This window comes from Jiangella asiatica, from assembly GCF_004349065.1.
Taxonomy (GTDB): Bacteria; Actinomycetota; Actinomycetes; order Jiangellales; family Jiangellaceae; genus Jiangella; species Jiangella asiatica.
In genome coordinates this window covers 69876-90026 of the sequence record NZ_SMKZ01000023.1, presented here as the reverse complement: position 1 = coordinate 90026, position 20151 = coordinate 69876, and the positions used below count along the sequence as shown (strand labels likewise).

Annotated in this window: 19 protein-coding genes; 15 read left to right on the top strand and 4 right to left on the bottom strand. The window is 72.0% G+C overall.

The genetic code is table 11. The features are described 5' to 3' along the window. Positions 1 to 28 precede the first annotated feature (28 nt). From E1269_RS17095 to E1269_RS17055, 9 genes are read left to right on the top strand one after another with little or no spacing between them, the layout of a single operon-like run. Positions 29 to 1984, top strand: coding sequence for an ABC transporter substrate-binding protein (locus E1269_RS17095; protein ID WP_131896655.1), 1956 nt, complete (start codon positions 29 to 31; stop codon positions 1982 to 1984). A gap of 42 nt (positions 1985 to 2026) precedes the next feature. Next, on the top strand, positions 2027 to 3019 hold the full coding sequence (locus E1269_RS17090) for an ABC transporter permease (RefSeq protein ID WP_131896653.1): 993 nt from the start codon (positions 2027 to 2029) through the stop codon (positions 3017 to 3019). A gap of 7 nt (positions 3020 to 3026) precedes the next feature. After that, positions 3027 to 4238, top strand: a complete 1212-nt coding sequence (locus tag E1269_RS17085; RefSeq protein ID WP_131896651.1) for an ABC transporter permease — start codon at positions 3027 to 3029, stop codon at positions 4236 to 4238. Next, complete coding sequence (locus E1269_RS17080) at positions 4220 to 5299, top strand: sialidase family protein (RefSeq protein ID WP_131896649.1); 1080 nt, start codon at positions 4220 to 4222, stop codon at positions 5297 to 5299. Before E1269_RS17085 ends, E1269_RS17080 begins: the two co-directional genes overlap by 19 nt. Then, entirely contained in the window at positions 5292 to 6314 is a 1023-nt protein-coding gene (locus E1269_RS17075) for an ABC transporter ATP-binding protein (RefSeq protein ID WP_203433775.1), read from the top strand. The genes E1269_RS17080 and E1269_RS17075 overlap by 8 nt, the downstream gene beginning before the upstream one ends. Continuing rightward, positions 6314 to 7426 (top strand): ABC transporter ATP-binding protein, encoded by a 1113-nt coding sequence (locus tag E1269_RS17070; protein WP_131896647.1) that lies wholly within the window; start codon positions 6314 to 6316, stop codon positions 7424 to 7426. Before E1269_RS17075 ends, E1269_RS17070 begins: the two co-directional genes overlap by 1 nt. Further along, positions 7423 to 8313 (top strand): dihydrodipicolinate synthase family protein, encoded by an 891-nt coding sequence (locus tag E1269_RS17065; RefSeq protein WP_131896645.1) that lies wholly within the window; start codon positions 7423 to 7425, stop codon positions 8311 to 8313. The genes E1269_RS17070 and E1269_RS17065 overlap by 4 nt, the downstream gene beginning before the upstream one ends. Further along, the gene (locus E1269_RS17060; RefSeq protein WP_131896643.1) at positions 8310 to 9689 is read left to right on the top strand and encodes a sulfatase family protein; all 1380 of its coding nucleotides are present in this window, start codon (positions 8310 to 8312) and stop codon (positions 9687 to 9689) included. The genes E1269_RS17065 and E1269_RS17060 overlap by 4 nt, the downstream gene beginning before the upstream one ends. Continuing rightward, on the top strand, positions 9686 to 10450 hold the full coding sequence (locus E1269_RS17055) for an alpha/beta hydrolase (protein ID WP_162606462.1): 765 nt from the start codon (positions 9686 to 9688) through the stop codon (positions 10448 to 10450). Before E1269_RS17060 ends, E1269_RS17055 begins: the two co-directional genes overlap by 4 nt. Positions 10451 to 10491: 41 nt before the next feature. Here the strand turns inward: E1269_RS17055 and E1269_RS17050 are convergent, their stop codons facing one another. Continuing rightward, positions 10492 to 11370, bottom strand: a complete 879-nt coding sequence (locus E1269_RS17050; protein WP_131896639.1) for a LysR family transcriptional regulator — start codon at positions 11368 to 11370, stop codon at positions 10492 to 10494. Between the two features lie 81 nt (positions 11371 to 11451). On the opposite strand from E1269_RS17050, the gene E1269_RS17045 reads away from it, so the two are divergent. Genes E1269_RS17045 through E1269_RS17035 form a run of 3 tightly spaced genes read left to right on the top strand, consistent with a single transcriptional unit; the run spans position 11452 to position 12674 of the window. Continuing rightward, the gene (locus E1269_RS17045; RefSeq protein ID WP_203433773.1) at positions 11452 to 11952 is read left to right on the top strand and encodes a YbaK/EbsC family protein; all 501 of its coding nucleotides are present in this window, start codon (positions 11452 to 11454) and stop codon (positions 11950 to 11952) included. Between the two features lie 48 nt (positions 11953 to 12000). Then, positions 12001 to 12240, top strand: a complete 240-nt coding sequence (locus E1269_RS17040) for a type II toxin-antitoxin system VapB family antitoxin (RefSeq protein ID WP_203433771.1) — start codon at positions 12001 to 12003, stop codon at positions 12238 to 12240. Continuing rightward, positions 12240 to 12674, top strand: a complete 435-nt coding sequence (locus E1269_RS17035; protein ID WP_131896635.1) for a TA system VapC family ribonuclease toxin — start codon at positions 12240 to 12242, stop codon at positions 12672 to 12674. Before E1269_RS17040 ends, E1269_RS17035 begins: the two co-directional genes overlap by 1 nt. Here the strand turns inward: E1269_RS17035 and E1269_RS17030 are convergent. The 3 genes from E1269_RS17030 to E1269_RS17020 form a co-directional block, all read right to left on the bottom strand. Continuing rightward, entirely contained in the window at positions 12655 to 13521 is an 867-nt protein-coding gene (locus tag E1269_RS17030; protein ID WP_162606461.1) for an NAD(P)H-binding protein, read from the bottom strand. The genes E1269_RS17035 and E1269_RS17030 overlap by 20 nt on opposite strands. Before the next feature lie 68 nt (positions 13522 to 13589). After that, positions 13590 to 14681, bottom strand: coding sequence for a nucleoside hydrolase (locus E1269_RS17025; RefSeq protein ID WP_131896631.1), 1092 nt, complete (start codon positions 14679 to 14681; stop codon positions 13590 to 13592). Continuing rightward, on the bottom strand, positions 14678 to 17551 hold the full coding sequence (locus tag E1269_RS17020; protein WP_131896629.1) for an ADP-ribosylglycohydrolase family protein: 2874 nt from the start codon (positions 17549 to 17551) through the stop codon (positions 14678 to 14680). The genes E1269_RS17025 and E1269_RS17020 overlap by 4 nt, the downstream gene beginning before the upstream one ends. Positions 17552 to 17738: 187 nt before the next feature. Between E1269_RS17020 and E1269_RS17015 the strand changes: the two genes are divergently transcribed. From E1269_RS17015 to rbsD, 3 genes are read left to right on the top strand one after another with little or no spacing between them, the layout of a single operon-like run. After that, on the top strand, positions 17739 to 18809 hold the full coding sequence (locus tag E1269_RS17015; protein WP_131896627.1) for a LacI family DNA-binding transcriptional regulator: 1071 nt from the start codon (positions 17739 to 17741) through the stop codon (positions 18807 to 18809). After that, positions 18806 to 19753 carry a ribokinase gene (locus E1269_RS17010; RefSeq protein ID WP_131896625.1) on the top strand — a complete coding sequence of 316 codons (948 nt, stop codon included), beginning with the start codon at positions 18806 to 18808 and terminating at the stop codon, positions 19751 to 19753. Before E1269_RS17015 ends, E1269_RS17010 begins: the two co-directional genes overlap by 4 nt. Then, the gene (rbsD, locus tag E1269_RS17005) at positions 19743 to 20132 is read left to right on the top strand and encodes a D-ribose pyranase (protein ID WP_131896623.1); all 390 of its coding nucleotides are present in this window, start codon (positions 19743 to 19745) and stop codon (positions 20130 to 20132) included. Before E1269_RS17010 ends, rbsD begins: the two co-directional genes overlap by 11 nt. Positions 20133 to 20151: the final 19 nt, after the last annotated feature.

Sequence of the window (20151 nt, the reverse complement as noted above, 5' to 3'; positions counted from 1 at the left end):
CGGCGACAGCTGACAAGGAGGTCACACGATGCCCCATCGGAGACGAACCTGGGCCCTGGCGGCACTGTCCGCCGTCGTGCTCACCGGGTGCTCGTTCTTCAGCACCGACGCCGACACCGGCGAGGACGACGACACGCCCGCGAGCGACACCGCCGCCGGCGGGCCGGAGGCACCGACTCTGGCCGCGCAGGTCGAGGCGGGGACGCTGCCGCCGGTGGAGGAGCGGCTCCCGGACGAGCCGCTTGTGGTCGAGCCGGTCGAGGAGATCGGCACGTACGGCGGCGAGTGGCGCACGTACATGATGGGACCGGACGACGACAACGCGATGAACCCGATCGGCTACGAAGGGCTGGTCCGGTGGGCGCGCGAATACACCGGCGCGTCGGGCACCGACGAGATCCTGCCCAACCTCGCGGACTACGAAGTCAACGAGGACGGCAGCAGCTACACGTTCCACCTGCGGCCGGGTACCCGGTGGTCCGACGGAGAGCCGTTCACCGCCGACGACATCATGTTCTGGTACGAGTCGGTGCTCATGAACGAGACGCTCACGCCGAGCGTGCCGGGCTGGCTCACCGCCGGCGGCGAGCCGGTCACCGTCACCAAGGTCGACGACCACACGGTCCGCTTCGACTTCGCGGCGCCGAAGGCGTTCTTCCTCCATGACATGGCGACGCTGGATCGCGGCGTCCAGGTGGCGGAGCACCCGCGGCACTACCTGGAGCAGTTCCACCCCGACCACAATCCCGACGTCGAGGCGCTGGTGGCCGAGAGCGGCCTGGGCGACTGGGTCGCTTTGTTCGAGAACCGCGTGGACTGGCGGCGCAACGTGGACATCCCGCGACTGGCGCCGTGGGTGGTCACCGATCCGCCGAACGACGGCACCACCGCGACGGCCGAGCGCAACCCGTACTACTGGAAGGTCGACCCGGACGGCAAACAGCTGCCCTACCTCGACCAGGTCTCGTACTCCATCGTCGAGGACGCCGAGGTCGCGCTGCTGCGCGCCATCGACGGCGAGGTCGACCTCGAGCACCGCGGCCTCAACCAGGGCGACAACTACCCGCTGGTGTCGGAGAACCAAGAGGCCGGTGACTACCGGCTGATGACCTACGACTACGACAGCATGAACATCGCGACAGTCCAGCTCAACCTCACCCACCCGGACCCGGTCAAGCGGGAGATCTACAACAACAAGGACTTCCGGATCGGGCTGTCGTACGCGATCAACCGGCAGGAGATCATCGACCTGGTCTACAACGGACAAGGCGAGCCGTGGCAGACCAGCCCGCTGGAGAGCACACCCTTCTACCACGAGCAGCTCGCCACCCAGTACGTCGAGTACGACGTCGACCTGGCCAACCAGCACCTCGACCAGGCCGGTTACACCGAGCGCAACGCCGACGGCATCCGGCTCGGCCCGGACGGCCAGCCGATCGTGGTCACCATCGACGCGCGGATCGACGTGTTCAACTGGACCGACGTCGGCGAGCTGCTCGTCGACTACTGGGCCGCGGTCGGCATCGAGCTGCGGATCAACCCGGTGTCCGACGAGGTCCGCACCGAGCGGCGCGACAGCAACCAGTTCGACGCGCACTTCGGCTCCGGTCTCGGTGGCCGGGCCGCGCTGATCGTGCCCTGGAACTACGTCCCAGTCGCCGCTCCCGCGGCCTACGGCGAGATGTGGGCGCGCTGGTACGAGGGTTACCCGGACGGCGAGGAGCCGCCGGCGCCGGTGCAGGAGCAGTACGACTTGTGGCGGCAGCTCGAGGCGACCTTCGATGCGGACCAGCAGGAGGAGCTGTTCAAGCAGATCCTCGACATCGCGGCCGAGGAGTTCTACCAGATCGGCATCGCCACGCCGCGGCAGGAGTTCGCGGTGGTCAAGAACTCCATGCACAACCTGCCCGAGCAGATGCCCTCCGGCTCTCCGTACCCCAACCCCGCTCCGTACAACCCGGAGCAGTTCTTCAAGAGCGAGTGACATGCGCTACCACCACGAGCACCGGCGGGTGAGGCGACGATGATGACGCAGTTCGTCATCCGCCGCGTGCTCTACATGATCCCGACCCTGATCGCGGTGTCGATCGTGACCTTCCTGGTCATCCAGGCACCGCCGGGTGACTACCTCACCACGGTGGTGGCGAGGCTGGAGGCGGAGGGCCAGTACGTCGACCGCGGCCAGCTCGACGCGCTGCGGGAACGGTACGGGCTCGACGAGTCGGTGTGGGTGCAGTACTGGCGGTGGATCACCGGCATCGTGCTGCACGGCGACTTCGGGCAGTCCCTCGTCTACAGCGCGCCGGTGTCGGACGTGATCCAGGAGCGGCTGGGCCTGACGATCCTGCTGTCGGTCACCACCCTGGCATTCGTGTGGGCGGTCGCCATCCCGATCGGCATGTACTCGGCGGTCCGGCGGTACTCCGTCGGCGACTACGCCGCCACGTTCGTCGGGTTCATCGGGCTGGCGATCCCGAACTTCCTGATCGCGCTGATCCTGCTCTACGTCTCGTACCGGTACCTGGGGCAGAGCGTGGGCGGGCTCTTCTCACCGGAGTTCGTCGACGCCAGATGGAACCTCGGCAAGGTCCTGGACCTGTTGGCCCATCTGTGGATCCCGGTGGTGATCATCGGCACCGCCGGGACCGCGGGGATGATCCGGGTGGTGCGGGCGAACCTGCTCGACGAGCTCAACCGGCCGTACGTGGTGACCGCCCGCGCGAAGGGGCTGCCCGAGCGCCGGCTGCTGATCAAGTACCCGAGCCGGATCGCCGCCAGCCCCATCGTGTCGACCGTCGGCTGGCTGCTGCCGTCGCTGATCTCCGCGGAGATCATCGTCTCGGTGGTGCTCAGCCTGCCCACCACCGGGCCGGTCATGCTGCGGGCGCTGGAGAGCCAGGACATGTACCTGGCCGGCAGCTTCCTGTTGGTGCTGAGCGTGCTCACCGTCGTCGGGACGCTGATCTCGGACATCCTGCTCGCCCGGCTCGACCCACGTATCCGCTACGGCAGGAGGTGACGGCGACATGAGCGACGTGACCCTGCTCCCGCCGGCCGCGGGCGGCGATCCCGGCGATCCCGACAGCACCACCGCGTCCGCCGCGGCGAGCACCGACACCAAGGCCGACCCGGGAACCGTCGGCCAGTGGCGGATGATGTGGCGCCGGTTCCGGCGGCACCGCCTGGCCATGACGGCCGCCGTGGTCCTGGGGATGATCTACTTCGTGGCGATCTTCGCCGAGTTCCTCGCTCCGTACAGCCCGTCCACACGGTTCGACGACCTGCAGTACGCACCGCCGCAACTGATCCGGCCGGTCGACACCAGCGACGGGTTCGCCATCGGCCTGTTCGCCCACGGCTACGAGGTGACGACGAACGAGGAGACGCAGCGGCGCACGGTGTCGATCGACGAGTCGGTCACCGCCGAGCTCGGGTTCTTCGTCAAGGGCGAGGAGTACGAGCTGTTCGGGCTCATCCCGTGGGACCGGCACTTCATCGGCCCGACGGACCCGGACAACCCGGTGTTCGTGCTGGGCACCGACCGACTCGGCCGCGACATGCTCAGCCGGCTCGTCCACGGCACCCGGGTGTCGATGTCCATCGGCCTGGTCGGCGTGGCCGCCAGCATGGTGATCGGCATCCTCATCGGCGGCCTGTCCGGCTACTACGGCGGCGCGGTGGACACCGCGGCGCAGCGGCTCATCGAGTTCATCATGTGCATCCCGACGTTGCCGCTGTGGATGATGCTGGCCGCGTCCGTCCCCGACGACTGGGGCGTCCTGACCAAGTATTTCGCCATCACGGTCATCCTCTCCGTGATCGGGTGGACCGACCTGGCCCGGGTGGTCCGCGGACGCTTCCTGGCGCTGCGGGAGGAGGACTTCGTCGAGGCGGCCCGGCTGGACAACTGCGGGTCGCTGCGGATCATCCGCAGGTACCTGCTGCCGTCGTTCAGCAGCCACATCATCGCGGCGCTGACGCTGGCGATCCCGGCGATGATCCTGGCCGAGACCGCCTTGAGCTTCCTCGGCCTCGGAATGCAGGCGCCCGCGGTCAGCTGGGGCGTGCTGCTGCAGGAGGCACAGAACGTGCGCAGCCTCGTCTCGGCGCCGTGGCTGCTCATCCCGGGCATCGCGGTCGTGGTGGCCGTGCTGGCACTCAACTTCGTCGGCGACGGCCTGCGTGACGCCGCCGACCCGTACAACACCGGAGGACGACGATGGCGCAAGCGCACGTGACCGGCACCGACCCGTCCGGGACCGACCCGTCGGGCACGGACCTGTGGGCCGCGGGCACCGGGGGCTACCACACCTACCGGATCCCGGCCCTGGTGGTGACGGCGCTCGGCACGGTCCTGGCCTTCAGCGAGGGCCGGCGCCACGGCGGCGGCGACGCCGGCCAGATCGACCTCCTGGTCCGGCGCAGCCACGACCACGGGCAGAGCTGGGACGAGCCCCGGCTGGTCACCTCGGCCGACGGGTTCACCCGCGGCAACCCCGCACCCGTGGTCGACCGCGCCAGCGGCGACGTCGTGCTGCTGTTCACCCAGAACGGTGCCGAGCACACCGAGACCGACATCTGCGCCGGGGTGGGGGAGCGCACCGTGTGGGTCACCCGCAGCAGCGACGACGGCGCCACCTGGTCCGAGCCCGTCGAGATCACCGCGCAGGTGAAGGACCCGTCGTGGACGTGGTACGCCACCGGGCCGTGTCACGCCGTCCAGCTCACGTCCGGTCGGATCGTCGTACCGTGCGACCACGCCGTCGGTGTCCAGCACGACCGGTGGAACGACCCGTTCCGCTCGCACGTCATCCTCAGCGACGACGGCGGCGCGACGTGGTGGGTGGGCGGCGTGCTGCCCGACGGCACCAACGAGTCGACGGTCACGGAGCTGGCCGACGGCCGGGTGTACTTCAACGTGCGCAACCATGCCCGCACCAACCTGCGCGGTCACGCCTACAGCGAGGACCGCGGCCGGACGTTCGACGGGTTCGCTTGGCACCCGGAGCTGGTCGAGCCGGCCTGCCAGGGCTCGGTGCTCACCGGCCCCGACGGTGCGCTGTTCCTGGCCAACCCGGCGAGCGCCACCCGAACGCGGCTGACCGTGCGGACCAGCCTCGACGACGGAGGCACCTGGTCGGACGGGATCGTCGTCACCGAGGGCCCGGCCGCCTACAGCGACCTCGCGCTGACCCGCGACGGGCACCTGCTGTGCCTTTACGAGCGCGGCGACGAGCGCCCGTACGACAGCCTGCGGCTGGCCCGGATCCCTGTCGGGAAGGTGGTCGCCGGTGGTTGAGTCGCCTCCGCCGCTGCTGGACGTGCGCGACCTGCGCACGCACTTCGCGACCGACACCGGGATGGTGACGGCGGTCGACGGCGCGTCGTTCTCGGTGCCGCGCGGCAAGACGGTCTGCGTGGTCGGCGAGAGCGGCTGCGGCAAGAGCGTCACCGGCCGGTCCATCCTACGCATCGTCGACGCGCCCGGGCGCGTCGTTGGCGGGAGCATCCTCTGGGACCGCGACGGCACCGGTGACCCGGTGGACCTGGCGACGCTGGACCCCGGCGGCCCGGACATCCGGAAGATCCGCGGCGACGAGATCGCCATGGTCTTCCAGGAGCCGATGACGTCGCTGTCGCCGGTGCACACGATCGGCTCCCAGATCGCCGAGTCGGTCCGGCTGCACACTGACCTCGACGACGACGCGGTTCGCGGCCGGGTCATCGAGGTGCTCGGCCAGGTCGGCATGCCACGGCCGGAGAGCCGCTACGACGCCTACACCTTCCAGCTCTCCGGCGGCATGCGGCAGCGAGCGATGATCGCGATGGCGCTGGTCTGCCACCCGCGGCTGCTCATCGCCGACGAGCCGACGACGGCGCTGGACGTCACCACGCAGGCACAGATCCTGCGGCTCATGGTCCAGCTTCAGGCCGAGATGGACATGTCTGTGCTGTTCATCACCCACGACATGGGCGTCGTCGCGCAGATCGCCGACGAGGTCGTGGTGATGTACCTGGGCACCGTCGTCGAGACCGGGCCGACCGAACAGATCTTCACCGATCCCCGGCACCCCTACACCAGGGCGCTGCTCCAGGCCATCCCGCGGTTCGGGCAGCGCCGCGCCGGGCGGGCGTTGTCGATCATCCCGGGCAGCGTGCCGGACCCGTACCGGCGGCCGGGCGGCTGCCCGTTCCACCCGCGCTGCGCGCAGGCGCGGCCGGGCACCTGCGACGTCGTCGAGCCGGCGACGGTGACCGTGGCCGAGCGGCGCGACGTGCGGTGCGTGCTGGCGGCCGAGGAGGTGCACAGCTGATGGCGGAGACGACGCTGGAGACCAGGGCGAGCGGTGCGGAGGCCGCCCCGCCGATGGCCGAGGGCAACCTGCTCGAGGTCCGCGACCTCGAGATGCACTTCGCCGAGCGATCGGGCTGGCTGCGCCGGTCGCGCCGAGTGGTGCGCGCGGTCGACGGCATCTCCTTCGACGTGCGCGCCGGCGAGACGCTCGGTCTGGTGGGGGAGAGCGGCTGCGGCAAGACCACGACCGGCCGCTGCCTCGTGCGCACCCACGCGCCGACCGGCGGACGGCTCATGTACCGCGGCGGCGACGGCCGCGAGGTGGACCTGGCCGCGCTGCCGCACCGGGACCTGCCCGACTACCGCCGGCAAATCCGGATGATCTTCCAGGACCCGTTCTCGTCGCTGAACCCGCGCATGACGGTACGCGACATCATCGGCGAGCCGCTGCGCGTGAACGGTGTCGCCCGCGGCGCGGAGCTCGACGACCGGGTCGCGGACCTGCTGGTGCGGGTGGGCCTGCGGCCGCAGCACCGCTCCCGGTTCCCGCACGCGTTCTCCGGCGGCGAGCGGCAGCGCATCGTCATCGCGCGGGCGCTGAGCCTGGACCCGCGGCTGGTCATCGCCGACGAGGCGGTCTCCGCCCTGGACGTCTCCGTCCGGGCACAGATCCTCGAGCTGATGGTGACGCTGCAGCGCGAGCGCGGCCTGACCTACCTGTTCATCTCCCACGACCTGTCCGTGGTCGAGTACCTCTGCGACCGGGTGGCGGTGATGTACGTCGGCAAAGTGGTCGAGCTCGGCCCCACCGAAGAGCTGTTCACCCGGCCCCAGCACCCGTACACCCAGGCGCTGCTTGCGGCTGTACCGCAGCCGGACCCGACCAGGCGCAACATCCTCACCCAGCGCCCGCTCGAGGGTGAGGTCGCCGACCCGGCCGACCCGCCGCCCGGCTGCCACTTCCACCCGCGTTGCCCGTTCGCCCGCGACATCTGCCGGACCGAGGAACCGGCGCTGCGCCCCACCGCCGACGGTCGGCGCGTGGCTTGTCACTTCGCCGAGGAGCTGTCGTTGCCGGGTCTTGCCGTCGACGACGACGCCGCCGGCCTGTCAGATCCGGAGGACACATGACGTTGCACCTGCGAGGCATCATCCCCGCGCTGGTCACGCCCTACGACGCCGAGGACCGCATCGACGCGGACGTGACCCGGAAGGTGGTGGAGGCACTCGTCGGGCAGAGGATCGGCGGGCTGTACGTCGGCGGCACCACCGGCGAAGGGCCGATGCAGACGCCTTCCGAGCGGACGGCGTTCACCGCCCTGGTGGCCGAGCAGGTGGCCGGCCGGGTTCCGGTGGTGGCGCACGTGGGCGCGGCGGACACCGCCACCAGCCTGCGCCTGGCCGCCGACGCCGCCCGCGCCGGGGCCGACGCCGTCTCGGCCGTGGCGCCGTTCTACTACCAGCACGGACGCGAGCAGGTGCGCCGGCACTTCTTCGACATCGCCGAGGCCGCACCGGTCCCGTTCCTGCCCTACCACCTGGACTCCGCCGTCACGAGCGGCGCCGGTGACACCGTCGGCATGTTCGCCGAGCTGGCCGCCCACCAGAACGTCGCCGGGTTCAAGTACACCTCACGCGACGTGTACGAGCTGCAGCAGCTGGTCGCCGTCTGCGGAACCGACGCGGTCGTGTACAACGGCGCCGACGAGGTATGCGTCCACGGCCTGCTCGCCGGTGCCGTCGGCGCGATCGGCAGCACCTACAACGTGATGGCCGGGTTGTTCGTCCGGCTGGCCGAGCACGTGGAGCAGGGCGACGTGGCCGGCGCCGTCCGGCTCCAGGAACAGGCCAACGAGGTGATCCGGGCCGGCGCCGGCTACGACAACGTCGCCTTCGCCCGCGCCGTGCTGCGTGCCCAGGGCTTCGACGTCGGCCAGGCCCGCCGGCCGCTCCAGCAGCTCGGTGCCGACGACCTGGCCGCGATCGCCCGGATCGTGGCCGCCACGCCGTTCCTGTGACCGCGCCGCCGAACATCGTCGTCGTACTGTCCGACGAACACACCCCGGCCGCGACCGGGTGCTACGGGCACCCGACGGTGCGTACCCCGAACATTGACCGGCTGGCGGCAGTGGGGACGCTCTACGAGAGCGCCTACTGCGCCAGCCCGATGTGCGTGCCGTCGCGGCTGTCGCTGCTGTCGGGCCGGTACGTCCACGACATCGGGGCGTGGGACAACGGCGTCCTCCCGGACCCGTCGGTGCGCAGCTGGGGCGACCACCTGCGGGCGGCCGGCTACGAGAGCGTGCTGGCCGGGCGCACGCACTTCAACGGCGCGGACCGGCTGTGGGGGTTCGACCGGCGCCTCTCCGACGACCTGGAGCACTGGGTCGACCACAGCGGCCGCCCGCCGCGGCGGGTGCCGGAGTGGCAGCGGCGCACGAACTCTCACGTCGCCGAGACCGGCGTCGGCGAGCACCCGAACACGCGGCACGACGAGACCGTCACCGACCTGGTGGTCGACTACCTGACGTCCCGGGCACAGGACGGTGGCGAGCGGCCGTTCCTGCTGTACGTGGGGTACATGCAGCCGCACTTCCCACTGGTGGCGGCGCCGGAGTTCGCCGCGTGGTACGACCCGTCGACGGTCGTGTTGCCGCCGACGAGGGGAGCGGCGCCGGAGGACCAGCACCCGGTGATCGCCCAGCTGCGGCGCAGCTTCCGCAACGACGAGCCGCTGACCGACGAGCAGCAACGGGTCGCCACGGCCCGCTACTGGGCGCTGGTCAGCCAGCTCGACCACCACGTGGGCCGCATCCTGGACGTCATCGACGAGTCACCGCTGCGTGACAACACCGTGATCGTCTACACCAGCGACCACGGCGAGATGCTCGGCCACCACGGCGTCTGGCAGAAGCAGTGCTTCTACGAGCCGGCGGTGACGGTGCCGCTGCTGGTGCGCACCCCGGCGCAGGCGCGGGGCGCGGCGGCGCCGGCGCGCGTGGCGGGCGACGTGAGCCAGGTGGACCTGCTGCCGACCCTGCGCGGACTGGCCGGGCTGCCGGCGGACGCGTCCCTGCCGGGTCGCGACCTGCTGGGCGCTACGGTCGAGCCGCGACCGGTGATCTCTGAGTACCACGCGCAGGGCATGCTGGATGCTGGGTTCATGCTCAAGCGCGGACGCTACAAGTACTGCGCCTACGTCGGGCACCCGCCGCAGCTGTTCGACGTCGTCGCCGATCCGGAGGAGCGCCAGGACCTGGCCGGCGACGCCGCGCACGCCCAGGTGCTGGCCGAGCTGGACGCGCAGCTGCGCTGGCACCTCGACCCCGACGCCGTCGACCACCGGGCCAAGGCCGACCAGCGCGCCCGCGCCGCCGCGGTCGGCGCGCAGTGACGGCCGACCTCGGCCCGCCGCGCACCTACGCCAGCGTGGCCGGCCGCGACCTGCGGCTGTGGACGTTCGGCCGACACGACGCACCCCGCCCGGCCGTGGTGTTCTTCCACGGCGGCGGCTGGCGGCGCGGGCGCGTCGACCAGTTCCGGCCGCAGGCGGAGCACCTGGCCGGCCGCGGCATGGTGGCCGTGCTCGTCGAGTACCGGACCGACGGGCCGGTGGCCGCCACCCAGGACGCGCTCGCCGCCATGGGGCACGTCCGCTCGCACGCCGCCGCCCTCGGCGCCGACCCGGACCGGCTGGTCGCGGCCGGCGGATCGGCCGGCGGCCACCTCGCGCTGGCGACCGCCCTGCTCGCCCCGCCGGACCTGGCACCGTCGGCGCTGGTGCTGTTCAACCCGGTTACCGACACCACCGGCGACTACCCCGACGGCTACGGCCGATCCTGGTTCGACGCCGACGACGACGCCCGCGCGTACTCGCCGTATCACCACCTGCGGCCCGGCACCCCGCCGGCGCTCGTGCTGCACGGCACCGCTGACACCGCGGTCGCCTTCGGCAACTCTCGGCGCTTCGTCGACGCGATGACCGCCGGCGGCGACCAGGCGATACTGGTCGCCTACGAGGGCCAGCGGCACGGCTTCTTCAACCCGGGCACCGCGAACGGCGACCTGTACCACGCCCGCACGACCGCGGCGATGACCTCGTTCCTGGAGTCGCTCGGCCTCATCCCGCGCCCTTCCCCGTCGATCATGGAGTAGATCACCTTTCCCCGACCCCCGGAAGGTGATCTACTCCATGATCAACGCGAGGTAATGGGGGCGAGCACCTCGCGGGCGGCCGGGCGGACGGTGCGCTCCGGGCGGATCAGCGCGTCGACACGGCGGGCGACGCGGACCCCCGTCAGCGGCCGCAGCACCACGCCGGCCGGGCGCAGTGAGGTCCACCGGGGGATCAGCGCGAGGCCGGCTCCGGCGCGCACCAGCTCGGCGGCGACGGTGAACTCGTTGACCCGGTGCCGCACCTCGACCGGCCGGCCGCTGACCGCCGCGACGGTGTCGAGCAGCGCGCCGACCGGGAACCCGGCGTGGGTGGTGATCCACGGCTCGGCCGCCACCTGCAGGGCGTCGACGGAGTCCCGGCCGGCCAGCGGGTGGTTGGCCGGCAGGGCGAGGTCGAGCGGCTCGTTCAGGAGGGGGACGACGGTGACGGTCGCCGGCCACGCCGGGGTGTGCGGGAGGCGGTGCGCGAGGACGACATCGTACGCGGCGGTCAGCTGCGGGAACTCCGACTGCGCGACGTCCTCGTCGCTCAGCGCGACCCGGACCGGCGCGGCCCCGGGAGAGGCGTGCGCCAGGGAGGGGAAGAACGCGACCGCCGCGCTGTTGAACGCCGAGACGGTGACCGTGCCGCCGGGGGAGCGGCTCAGGTCCCGGGCGACCTCGCGGGCGCGTGCCAGCGCCGCCTGCACGTCGGCCCCGGCCGCGGCCAGCCGCTCGCCCGCCTCGGTGAGCCGCAGCGTGCGGCCGTGCCGGCGGGTCAGCGGCACCGGGATGGGCCGCTGGAGCAGTTTCAGCTGCTGCGACACCGCGGACGGAGTGATGCCCAGCGTGTTTGCGACCGCTCGCACGCTGCCCAGCGCGCCGAGCTCGCGCAGGATCCGCAGCTGTCGCTCGTCCACCCTGACAATGTAGTGAAACTGAACTCTCGGTTCAGCAAGTGGGGCTTGGCTTCACAGTCGCCGCGCGCCGAGACTGGACGGGTGCCAGCCACGGAGATCACCGACACCTATCAGCGGCTCGTCGACCTGCTCGACCACCACGGGGCCGACTACGACCTCATCGACCACGACCCGGTCGGCACGACCGACGCCGTCAGCGCGCTGCGCGGCCATCCGGTCGCGCAGGCCGCCAAGTGCATCGTGCTCATGGTGAAGACGGACCGGAAGACCCGCCGCCACGTCCTCGCCGTCGTCCCCGGCGACCGCCGGGTCGACCTCGGCGCCGTCGCCGCCCTGTACGGCGCCCGGTACGCCGGCTTCGCCGACGCCACCACCGCCGAGCGACTGGCCCGGGCGGTCCCGGGCACCGTGCTCCCGTTCGCCCAGGACCCGGCGGTCGAGCTGGTGGTGGACCCGGCCGTGCTCGCCCAGCCGCGGCTCTACTTCAACGCCGCGCGTCTCGACCGCTCGGTCAGCCTGGCTCCGGCCGACTACGAGCGGATCGCCCGGCCGCTGGTCCGCCCGATCGCCACGGCGGGGTAGAGCGCCGACAACGTATGGCTGTATGGCTCGGATGGTATGATCGCCCGTATGAAGACCACGGTGAACCTCCCCGATGAGCTCTTCAACGAGGCGCAGGAGCTTGCTCGCCAACAGGGCACGACCTTGAAGGAGCTGATCGAGACCGGCCTGCGCAGCGTGGTCAAGCAGCGCAGAGCGAAGCCTCGGTTCGCCCTGGACGACGCCAGCGTCGGCGGGCGCGGTCTACAGCCGGCGTTCCGCGGCGCCCGATGGGAACAGGTCCGGGACACCATCTACGAGCAGCCCTGATGATCGCGGTCGACACGAACCTGCTCGTCTACGCCCACCGGCGTGATGCCGAGTTCCACACCGCGGCGGCCGAGCGGATCCGGGATCTCGCCGAAGGCCGGGCGGCGTGGGCGATCCCGTGGCCGTGCGTGCACGAGTTCTTCGCCATCACAACCCATCCGAAGATCTACGACCCGCCCAGCACGCGCGCGCAGGCGGTCGGGCAGGTGGACGCGTGGCTCGCGTCGCCGACGCTGGTCCTGCTCGGTGAGACTTCCGGATACTGGGCGGAGCTGAAATCCCTCCTGACGGCTGGGAAAGTGATCGGGCCGATGGTCCACGACGCTCGGATCGTGGCGCTGTGCGCTGGACACGGTGTGCGTGAGCTGTGGTCGGCCGACCGCGACTTCGGGCGGTTCGGCTCGCTGCGAGTGCTCAACCCGCTGGTCGGCTGAGGGCTTTCCTGGCGAGGACGTCATCGACGGAGAGCGGCGGTGCCCCGGTGAGGCGTTCGACCTCGTCGGAGACCGCCCTCCAGCGCTGGTGGCGGATCGACTCCAGCATGGTGCCGTAGGCGTGCGCCCACCAGGACGTCTCGCCGGCTCGGGCCAGGGCGGCGGCGTAGTCCGCCGGGTCGACCTCGACGTAGCGGACGGCCTGGCCGCCCTGGGCAGACGACACCGCGGCGGCGATCGCCGGCCCGTCCAGGGCCTCCGGGCCGGTGAGGTCGTGGTGCCCCGAGGTCGGGCCGGCGAGGGCGAGCGCGGCCAGGCACCGTCCGACGTCGGCGCGGGAGACGAGGGAGACGCGGCCGTCGCCCGCGGGGAGCCGGAGCTCTGAGCCGGTCCGGGCGCCCGTGACCAGCCGCAGGAAGAACTCGGTGTAGACCGACGCCCGGGCGACGGAGACGGCGCAACCGCTGGCGGCCAGCAGTTCCTCCGTGTGCCCGTTGGTGACCGCGTAGCAGAACGGCGACTCGACGTCGACGTCCAGGCCGCTGAGGGCGACGACGTGGCCGACTCCGGCATCGGTCACGGCCCGTACGACGTTCACGTGGTGCAGCATGACGGTGGCGGCGTGCCCGTCGCTGGAGACGAAGACCAGGGTGTCGACGCCGCCCAGCGCGGCCCGCAGCGACGCCGGGTCGGCGTAGTCCGCCGGTGCGACGACGACGCCCGGTGGCGCCGCCCAGCGCGTGGCCGGTCGAACCAGCGCGACCACCTCGTGCTCGGGACGCCGGGCGAGCAGATCCAGGACCTGGCCGCCGACCGTGCCGCTGGCGCCCGTCACCGCGATCCGCACGGCTGACCCCCGTCCTCGGTTGGAAACACCGGGGGTCAGCCTCGCACGACGTGCCGGCGGAGCCTTGGTCAGTCCCCGTGGCCCTGTTCCGGTGCCTGGACCATGAGGTCCTCGATCGCCTCCGCGATCGTCTCGTCCGGTACGGCGGTCAGCAGGTAGTGGTGCTGCCCGTCCGGGTCGGGCGCGAACGTGTTGGAGCCGTCCGCGGCGATCGAGATGGTGCCCGGCTCGGACAGCTCGAACAGCCCGTCGGTGCCCCGGACGGCGACGTACGCGGCAGTCTGGTCCCAGCTGCTGCGGTCGTTGCCCCAACCGACGTAGTCCTCGTAGGCGTTCAGGACCGGGTTGTCCGGGTGGGTCTCGGTGAACAGCCGGGATCCGGTGAGGATGGTGTCACCGATCTCGAAGCCGCTGTAGATGACCGGGGTGGGCCAGCCGGCGGCGACGGAGGCCGCCGCGGCGGGCTCGAGCATGATGTTCCACTCGCGCCCGGTGGGGAACTGGGCGCCCATGACGACCAGCTTGTCGACCTTCTCCGCAACCAGCTCGGCGCCAGTGAGCCGGCTGTAGCGGTCCGGCCCGGACGCCAGCAGCTCGCCGAGGTTGATCTGCCCGCCGACCACCACGATGGTGACGCTGCCGTCCTTCTCCCGCGACAGGATCTTCCGGTAGAGGTCGACGGCGTCGGGGACGCGCGACTCACGGATGTCGTTGTGCCAGCCGCGGGCCAGCAGCTCGGCGTAGCCGGAGACGTTGTTGCCGTCGATGACCGCGCCCGGCGTCGGTGGGCTGGGCACGTGATCGTGCATGGGCTTGACCGAGCCGATCGGGATGTTGCCGTGCCCGTAGTAGGTGTTGATGGCGTCCAGGCCGGCGGCGGCATGCCGAGTCGGGTTGCTCGCCATCATGGCCAGCACCTCGACCTCGCCGTTGTCCTGCATGGCGTTGAGCATGCCCGTGACACCGGCGTCGTCGACGTCGCCGCCGAAGTCGGTGTCGTAGATGAGCTTGACCGGGTCGTCGCCGTGGTCGGCGGCCGGCGCGACCACCGCTGACCCCGGGTCGGGTGCGGCGCCGGCGGGCAGGCCGGCCGCGGTGGCGGCGGCCAGTACGGTCGCCGTCACCGTGAGACGTGTCTTCGAGGTCCGCGAGATCTTCATGCTGGGATCAACTCCAAGGTGTCGATGCCGAGGCCGAGGCCGACGGCGTCCGGGTTCTGCCCGGTGACGGTCAGGGTGACGGTGTGCCGGCCCTCGTCGAGCTGGACCGGGCCGTGGTCGACCTCGGCGACCTGCACGTTGGGCGCGTAGGCGTCGAACGGCTCGCCCACCGGTTGCCCGTCGATCGAGAGCTGGTGGATGCCGAAGTCGTTGGCCTTCGTGTAGACGGTGACCAGGTCGAACGTGCCCGACTCGGGCACGGTGAACTCCAGCGTGAGGTGGTCGCCCGGTTCGCCGTCGTTGGACTGGAACCAGATCTGCGCCCCGCCGGACCACTCGACGCCGCAGCAGTTGGTCTGCCGGACGGCGGGTTTGGTCGCCTCGACCGGCGGGAGCAGCTGCTCGGCCTCGATCAGGTAGGTGCTGCCGGAGGTGGCGGAGGCGACCGGCGAGGCGGTGCCCTCGGCGCCGGTGCCGTCGACGGGGACGACGCGGTAGTACCAGGTCGTGTCCAAACCCAGCCCGAGGTGGGTGAAGGCGAGCTCGTCGGTCTCGCCGACCAGCGTGTCCGGGCCGAGCTCGAACTCCGGGTCGGTGGAGCCGTAGACGCGGAACCTGGCCAGCGCGTCGGAATCCACGCCTGTCCACGACAGCTCGATCGCATTGCCGGTCAGGCCCCCGGCGGTGAGGTCGGTGACCTGGTCGTCCATGACGACGACGCGGACCGCGGCGGCCGGCAGGTCGACGCCGATCACGTCGGGGCGCACGTCGAGCAGGACGCTGGCCGGCTCCGCGGTGTCCGGCACCGCCACGGCGAACGTGCGGGTCCACGTCTGGCCGGGTTTCAGCCGCCGCACCGGGGCCTGGTCCGGCTCGGCCCGCCACCCGGGCGGGGTGTCGAGCTCGACCCTGCCGATCCACGGTGCGGTGCCGGTGCCGGGCAGGCTGGCCTCGACCTCGACGGTGCTGCCCGGCAGTGCGGCGACCGCTCGGGGTGTCGCGGTGAGCGGGCCCTCGACGGCGGTGGCACTGGCCCGTGCCGGTGCGAGGGCGTCGATCTCGGCGACGGCGAGCCGGTCACCGGCCGCGACCTCGCCGACGATCCGCACGCCGGTCAAGCGCTCGGCCCGACCGAGGTGCACGTCGACGATCTGGTGCGGCCGGTCGCCGCTGATCAGGGCGGTCGCGAACGAGCGGCGCGACGGCTGCACCCAGCGGCCGCTGGTGGTGCGGACCTGGACGGTGGCGTCGTGCAGGCCGTCGGCGGACCCGGCCGGACCGGTGACGATGCGCACTGTGTCGGTGGTCCACGGCTGGGAGTAGGTGACGCCCAGCTCGACCGGGCCGCCGCCGGGTGCGGTGAAGTACCGCGGCGGCTCGAACCGCTCGGCACCGGTGAAGTCGGACTCGGCACCGTCGGCGACGACGGCGATGTCCGCGCTGCCGCCGCCGACCTCGGCACCCGGGATCGACGAGAACGCCTCGACCGCACCGCCGGCCGCGCGCACCTGGTGGTTGGCGCTGCGGCGGAGCAGGTCCGCGCCCGGGCTGACCTCGGCCAAACTGTCCAGGTCGGCGGGATCTGGCGGCGACGAGGGCGTGGGGACGCGCCACTGCCCGCCGTCCACGGAGCCGCCGGCGTCTTCGATGGCCCGCTCGACCAGCGGGATCATCCGTTCGGCCATCGCGGTGAGCGTGTCCTCGGCGGCCGGGTCGCCGGGCAGGTGGTCCGGCAGCCGGTCGCGGGTGCGGAAGGCGTGGTAGCGGTCGGACAGCTCGACGTCGGGGAACTGGGCCCGGATGTACTCGGTGCCGCGCAGCAGGCCGATCAGGCCACCGAGCGTGGCGGTGGCGTTGTCGGAGTCCCAGCCGGACATGGTGCCGATCTGCACCGTGCGCTGGTAGTCGCCGTTCCCGTAGAGCAGCGCCATCATGCCGCCGGCGAAGTTGATCGAGGACTCGACCGCGTTGATGTACCGGAAGCCGTTCGCCTCGGCCTCGAGCTGGTAGCGCTGGTAGATCTTGTCGCGGGTGCTCTCCCAGTCGTCGATGTCCGGGTTGGCCTCGAAGTCGGCCAGCACGAAGTCGACGATGTCGGCCGCCTTCGAGGTGTCGGGGACGTAGCGGCGGGCCAGGTCGGTGAGCGCCCGCGGCTGCTCCTCCGGCGGGAGGTGGTCGACCAGCGGGGCCAGCGCGTACAGCAGCGCGAAGAACTGGGACGCGTGGTAGGCGTGACCCTCGGCGGTGGTCCGGATCGGCAGGTCCGCCAGCCGCAGGGCCTCGGCCGGCATTCCCGGCGCGAACGCGCCGAAGAACTCCGTCGTCAGCTGCGCGTCGATGGCCAGCGAGTCCGGGTTGGCCATGCCCAGGCCGGTCGCGGGCGGCACGGTGCCGCCGCGCATCAGCTCCCGGGCCCGGGCGTTGGACACCCAGATGAAGTCGTTGATGTGGCGCTGCCACGCGTCCGCGATCTGAGTGCCGGTCAGCGACGGGGTCCCGGCCTGGCTCGCGGCGTGCAGGTAGACGTACTCGACGTCGGTGTCGTCGTCGGCCAGCCATGGGTCCTGATCGGTGACGAACCCGATGTCAGGCCAGTCCGCGTCGGTGTAGAACGGCGGCTCGTTGCGAGTGAGCTCGGTCTGCAGACCGGTCCAGTTCGCGATGGTCTGGCCGAGCCACATCGCGTGCAACCGGTCGCGGTAGGTGTCCCGGTCGAGCGTGATCACGTCGCCCGCGGCACCGGCCTCGCCCGCGGCACCGGCGTCGGGTGAGGGGGCCGCCGCGCCGGGCGCTGCCACCGCCCCGGCGATGACAGCCCCGCTCACGACTGCGGCCGCCAAGCCACGTCGCATTCCGGATCGTCGAACCATGGCGCCTCCTTGCGTCTGGGTGATCCGCCCGGCCACGCCGTGACCGGCTTGGTGACAGACAAGCAACTCGGGTTGATGAGGTTGCGCAATGGGCGTCTCACGATGCGATCACCCGGTTGATTACCCGGGCACAGAGTCGGATTCTTTCCGATCAACACGGGTTGTCAACACGGGTTGAGAGGTGGGCGTGACGGTCACACGCAGGGATGTCGCACGGCTCGCGGGCACCTCGCCGGCCGTGGTGAGCTACGTGCTCAACGGCGGACCGAGAGGTGTCGCGCCGCGGACCCGTGAGCGCGTTCTCGCCGCGGTCGAGCAGCTGGGCTACCGCCCGAACCAGCTGGCGGCGTCGCTGCGTACCAGCCGTACCATGACCCTCGGGCTGGTCGTCCCGGACAACGCCAACCCGTTCTTCGCCGAGCTGGCCCGGGCGGTCGAGGACGCCGCCTTCTCGGCCGGGTACACGCTGCTGCTCGGCAACGCCACCGACGACGAGGCGCGGCAGACGGCATACGTTCGGACGTTCATCGACCGGCGCGTCGACGGCCTGCTGCTCATCCCGTCGCACGGCGCGCCGGCCTGCCTGCCCGACATCAACCGCTCCGGCACCCCGTGGGTCGTGCTCGACCGGCGCACGGAAGCGGCCGTCTTCGCCGCGCAGATCCTGGTCGACAACCGCGGCGGCGCCGCCGCGGCGACAGCACACCTGCTGGAGCACGGGCGGCGCCGGGTCGCCTGCATCGCCGGACCCGGCGACGTCGCCGTCACCTCCGACCGCGTGTCGGGCTGGCGCGACGCGATGACAGCCGCCGGCATGTCACCGGACCGGCTGCTGCTGCGCCACACCGCATTCGGCCGGTTCGCCGGTTACGAGGCCGCCCGCGACCTGCTCGCCACCGAGAACGTCGACGCGATCTTCGTCGCCAGCGATGAGCAGGCGGCGGGCGTCCTGCGCGCCATCGGCGAGGCTGGGCGGCGCTGCCCCGACGACGTCGCCGTCGTCTCCTTCGACGGCGTGGAGGCTGCCGAGTACACCACGCCGGCGCTGACCACGATGCGCCAGCCCTTGGGCGAGCTGGCCCGGATCGCGATCGAGCAGCTCATCGCGCAGATGGAGGACCCCGACCTGCCGCCCCAGACGACGGTGCTGCCGGTGTCGCTGCTCCGGCGCGGGTCCTGCGGCTGCCCCGACCCGCCGGGCGGAGCCGTGGGCGCCGGATCCGGCAGCACGGACGACGACGAGGAGGAGCGCCGATGACGCCGGCGGTCGTGGTGGTGGGCAGCGTCAACCTCGACCTAGTCGTCCAGGTCCCGCGGCTGCCGGTTCCGGGCGAGACGGTGATGGGCGGCGGCGTGGAGTACCGGGACGGCGGCAAGGGCGCCAACCAGGCGGCGGCAGCGGCACGGCTCGGCGCCGACGTCACGTTCATCGGCGCCTGCGGCGACGACGGCTTCGCCGCGAACGTCCGCTACGGGCTGCTGTCCGCCGGCATCGACACCACCGGGCTGGCCGACGTGCTCGGCGCGCCTACCGGCGTCGCGCTGGTCGTGGTCCAGCCCGACGGCGAGAACACCGTGACGGTCGCCCCCGGAGCCAACCACGCGCTGAGCCCGGCGGACCTTGACGCGTTCACCGACGCCATCGGTGCCGCGGACGCGCTCCTGCTCCAGCTCGAGGTGCCGCTGACGACGAACGTCGCCGCGGCCCGGATGGCGCGCTCGGCCGGCGTCCCGGTGGTGCTCAACGCCGCGCCGCTGCCCGAGGACGTCGCCGACCTGCGGCCACTGCTCGACGTGGTCGACGTGCTGGTCGTCAACGAGTCCGAGGCCGAACAGCTCGCGGCGACGGGCCCGTCCGCGGCGACCCCGATGGAGCAGGCCAGCCGGCTGCGCGACCACGGCGCCCGGATCGCCGTCGTCACCCTCGGCCGTGATGGGGCGGTGGCCGCCTACGACGGCGGCGACTGCGTCCAGCCGGGGTTCGGGGTCGACGCGGTCGACGGCACCGGGGCGGGCGACACGTTCTGCGCCGCGCTGGGCGTCTCGCTCGGCGAAGGCATGGATGTGCCGGCGGCGGTCCGCCGCGCCTGCGCCGCCGGTGCGGTGGCCACGACGAAGCTCGGCGCCCGGGCCGCGGCGCCCACCCCCGGCGAGGTAGATCGGTTGCTCGCTCGCGGGGAGGTGAGCTCCCATGCGCGCTGACGGACTGTGGCACCCGCGGCTGGCCGGCCTCGTGGCCGGCTTCGGCCACACGCAGACCCTCGTCGTCGCCGACCCGGGCCTCCCGGTGCCGACCGGGGTCGAGTGCGTCGACCTGGTCTGGGCGCGGAACGAGCCGCGGATGCTTCCCGTCCTGGCCGCGGTCCTCGGTGAGCTGGTGGTCGAGAGCGCGACGTGGGCCAGCGAGGCCGACGATCCCGGCCTGCTGGCCGGTCTGGAGCGGCTGCTCGGTGCCCGCACCACCGACCGGATTCCCCACGACGAGCTGAAGAGACGCGTCGCCGGCGCGCGGGCCGTGGTCCGCACCGGCGAGGCGACCCCGTACGCGAACGTCATCCTCACCGCTGGAGTGCCCTTCTAGCGGTGCGTCGTGCCCCCGT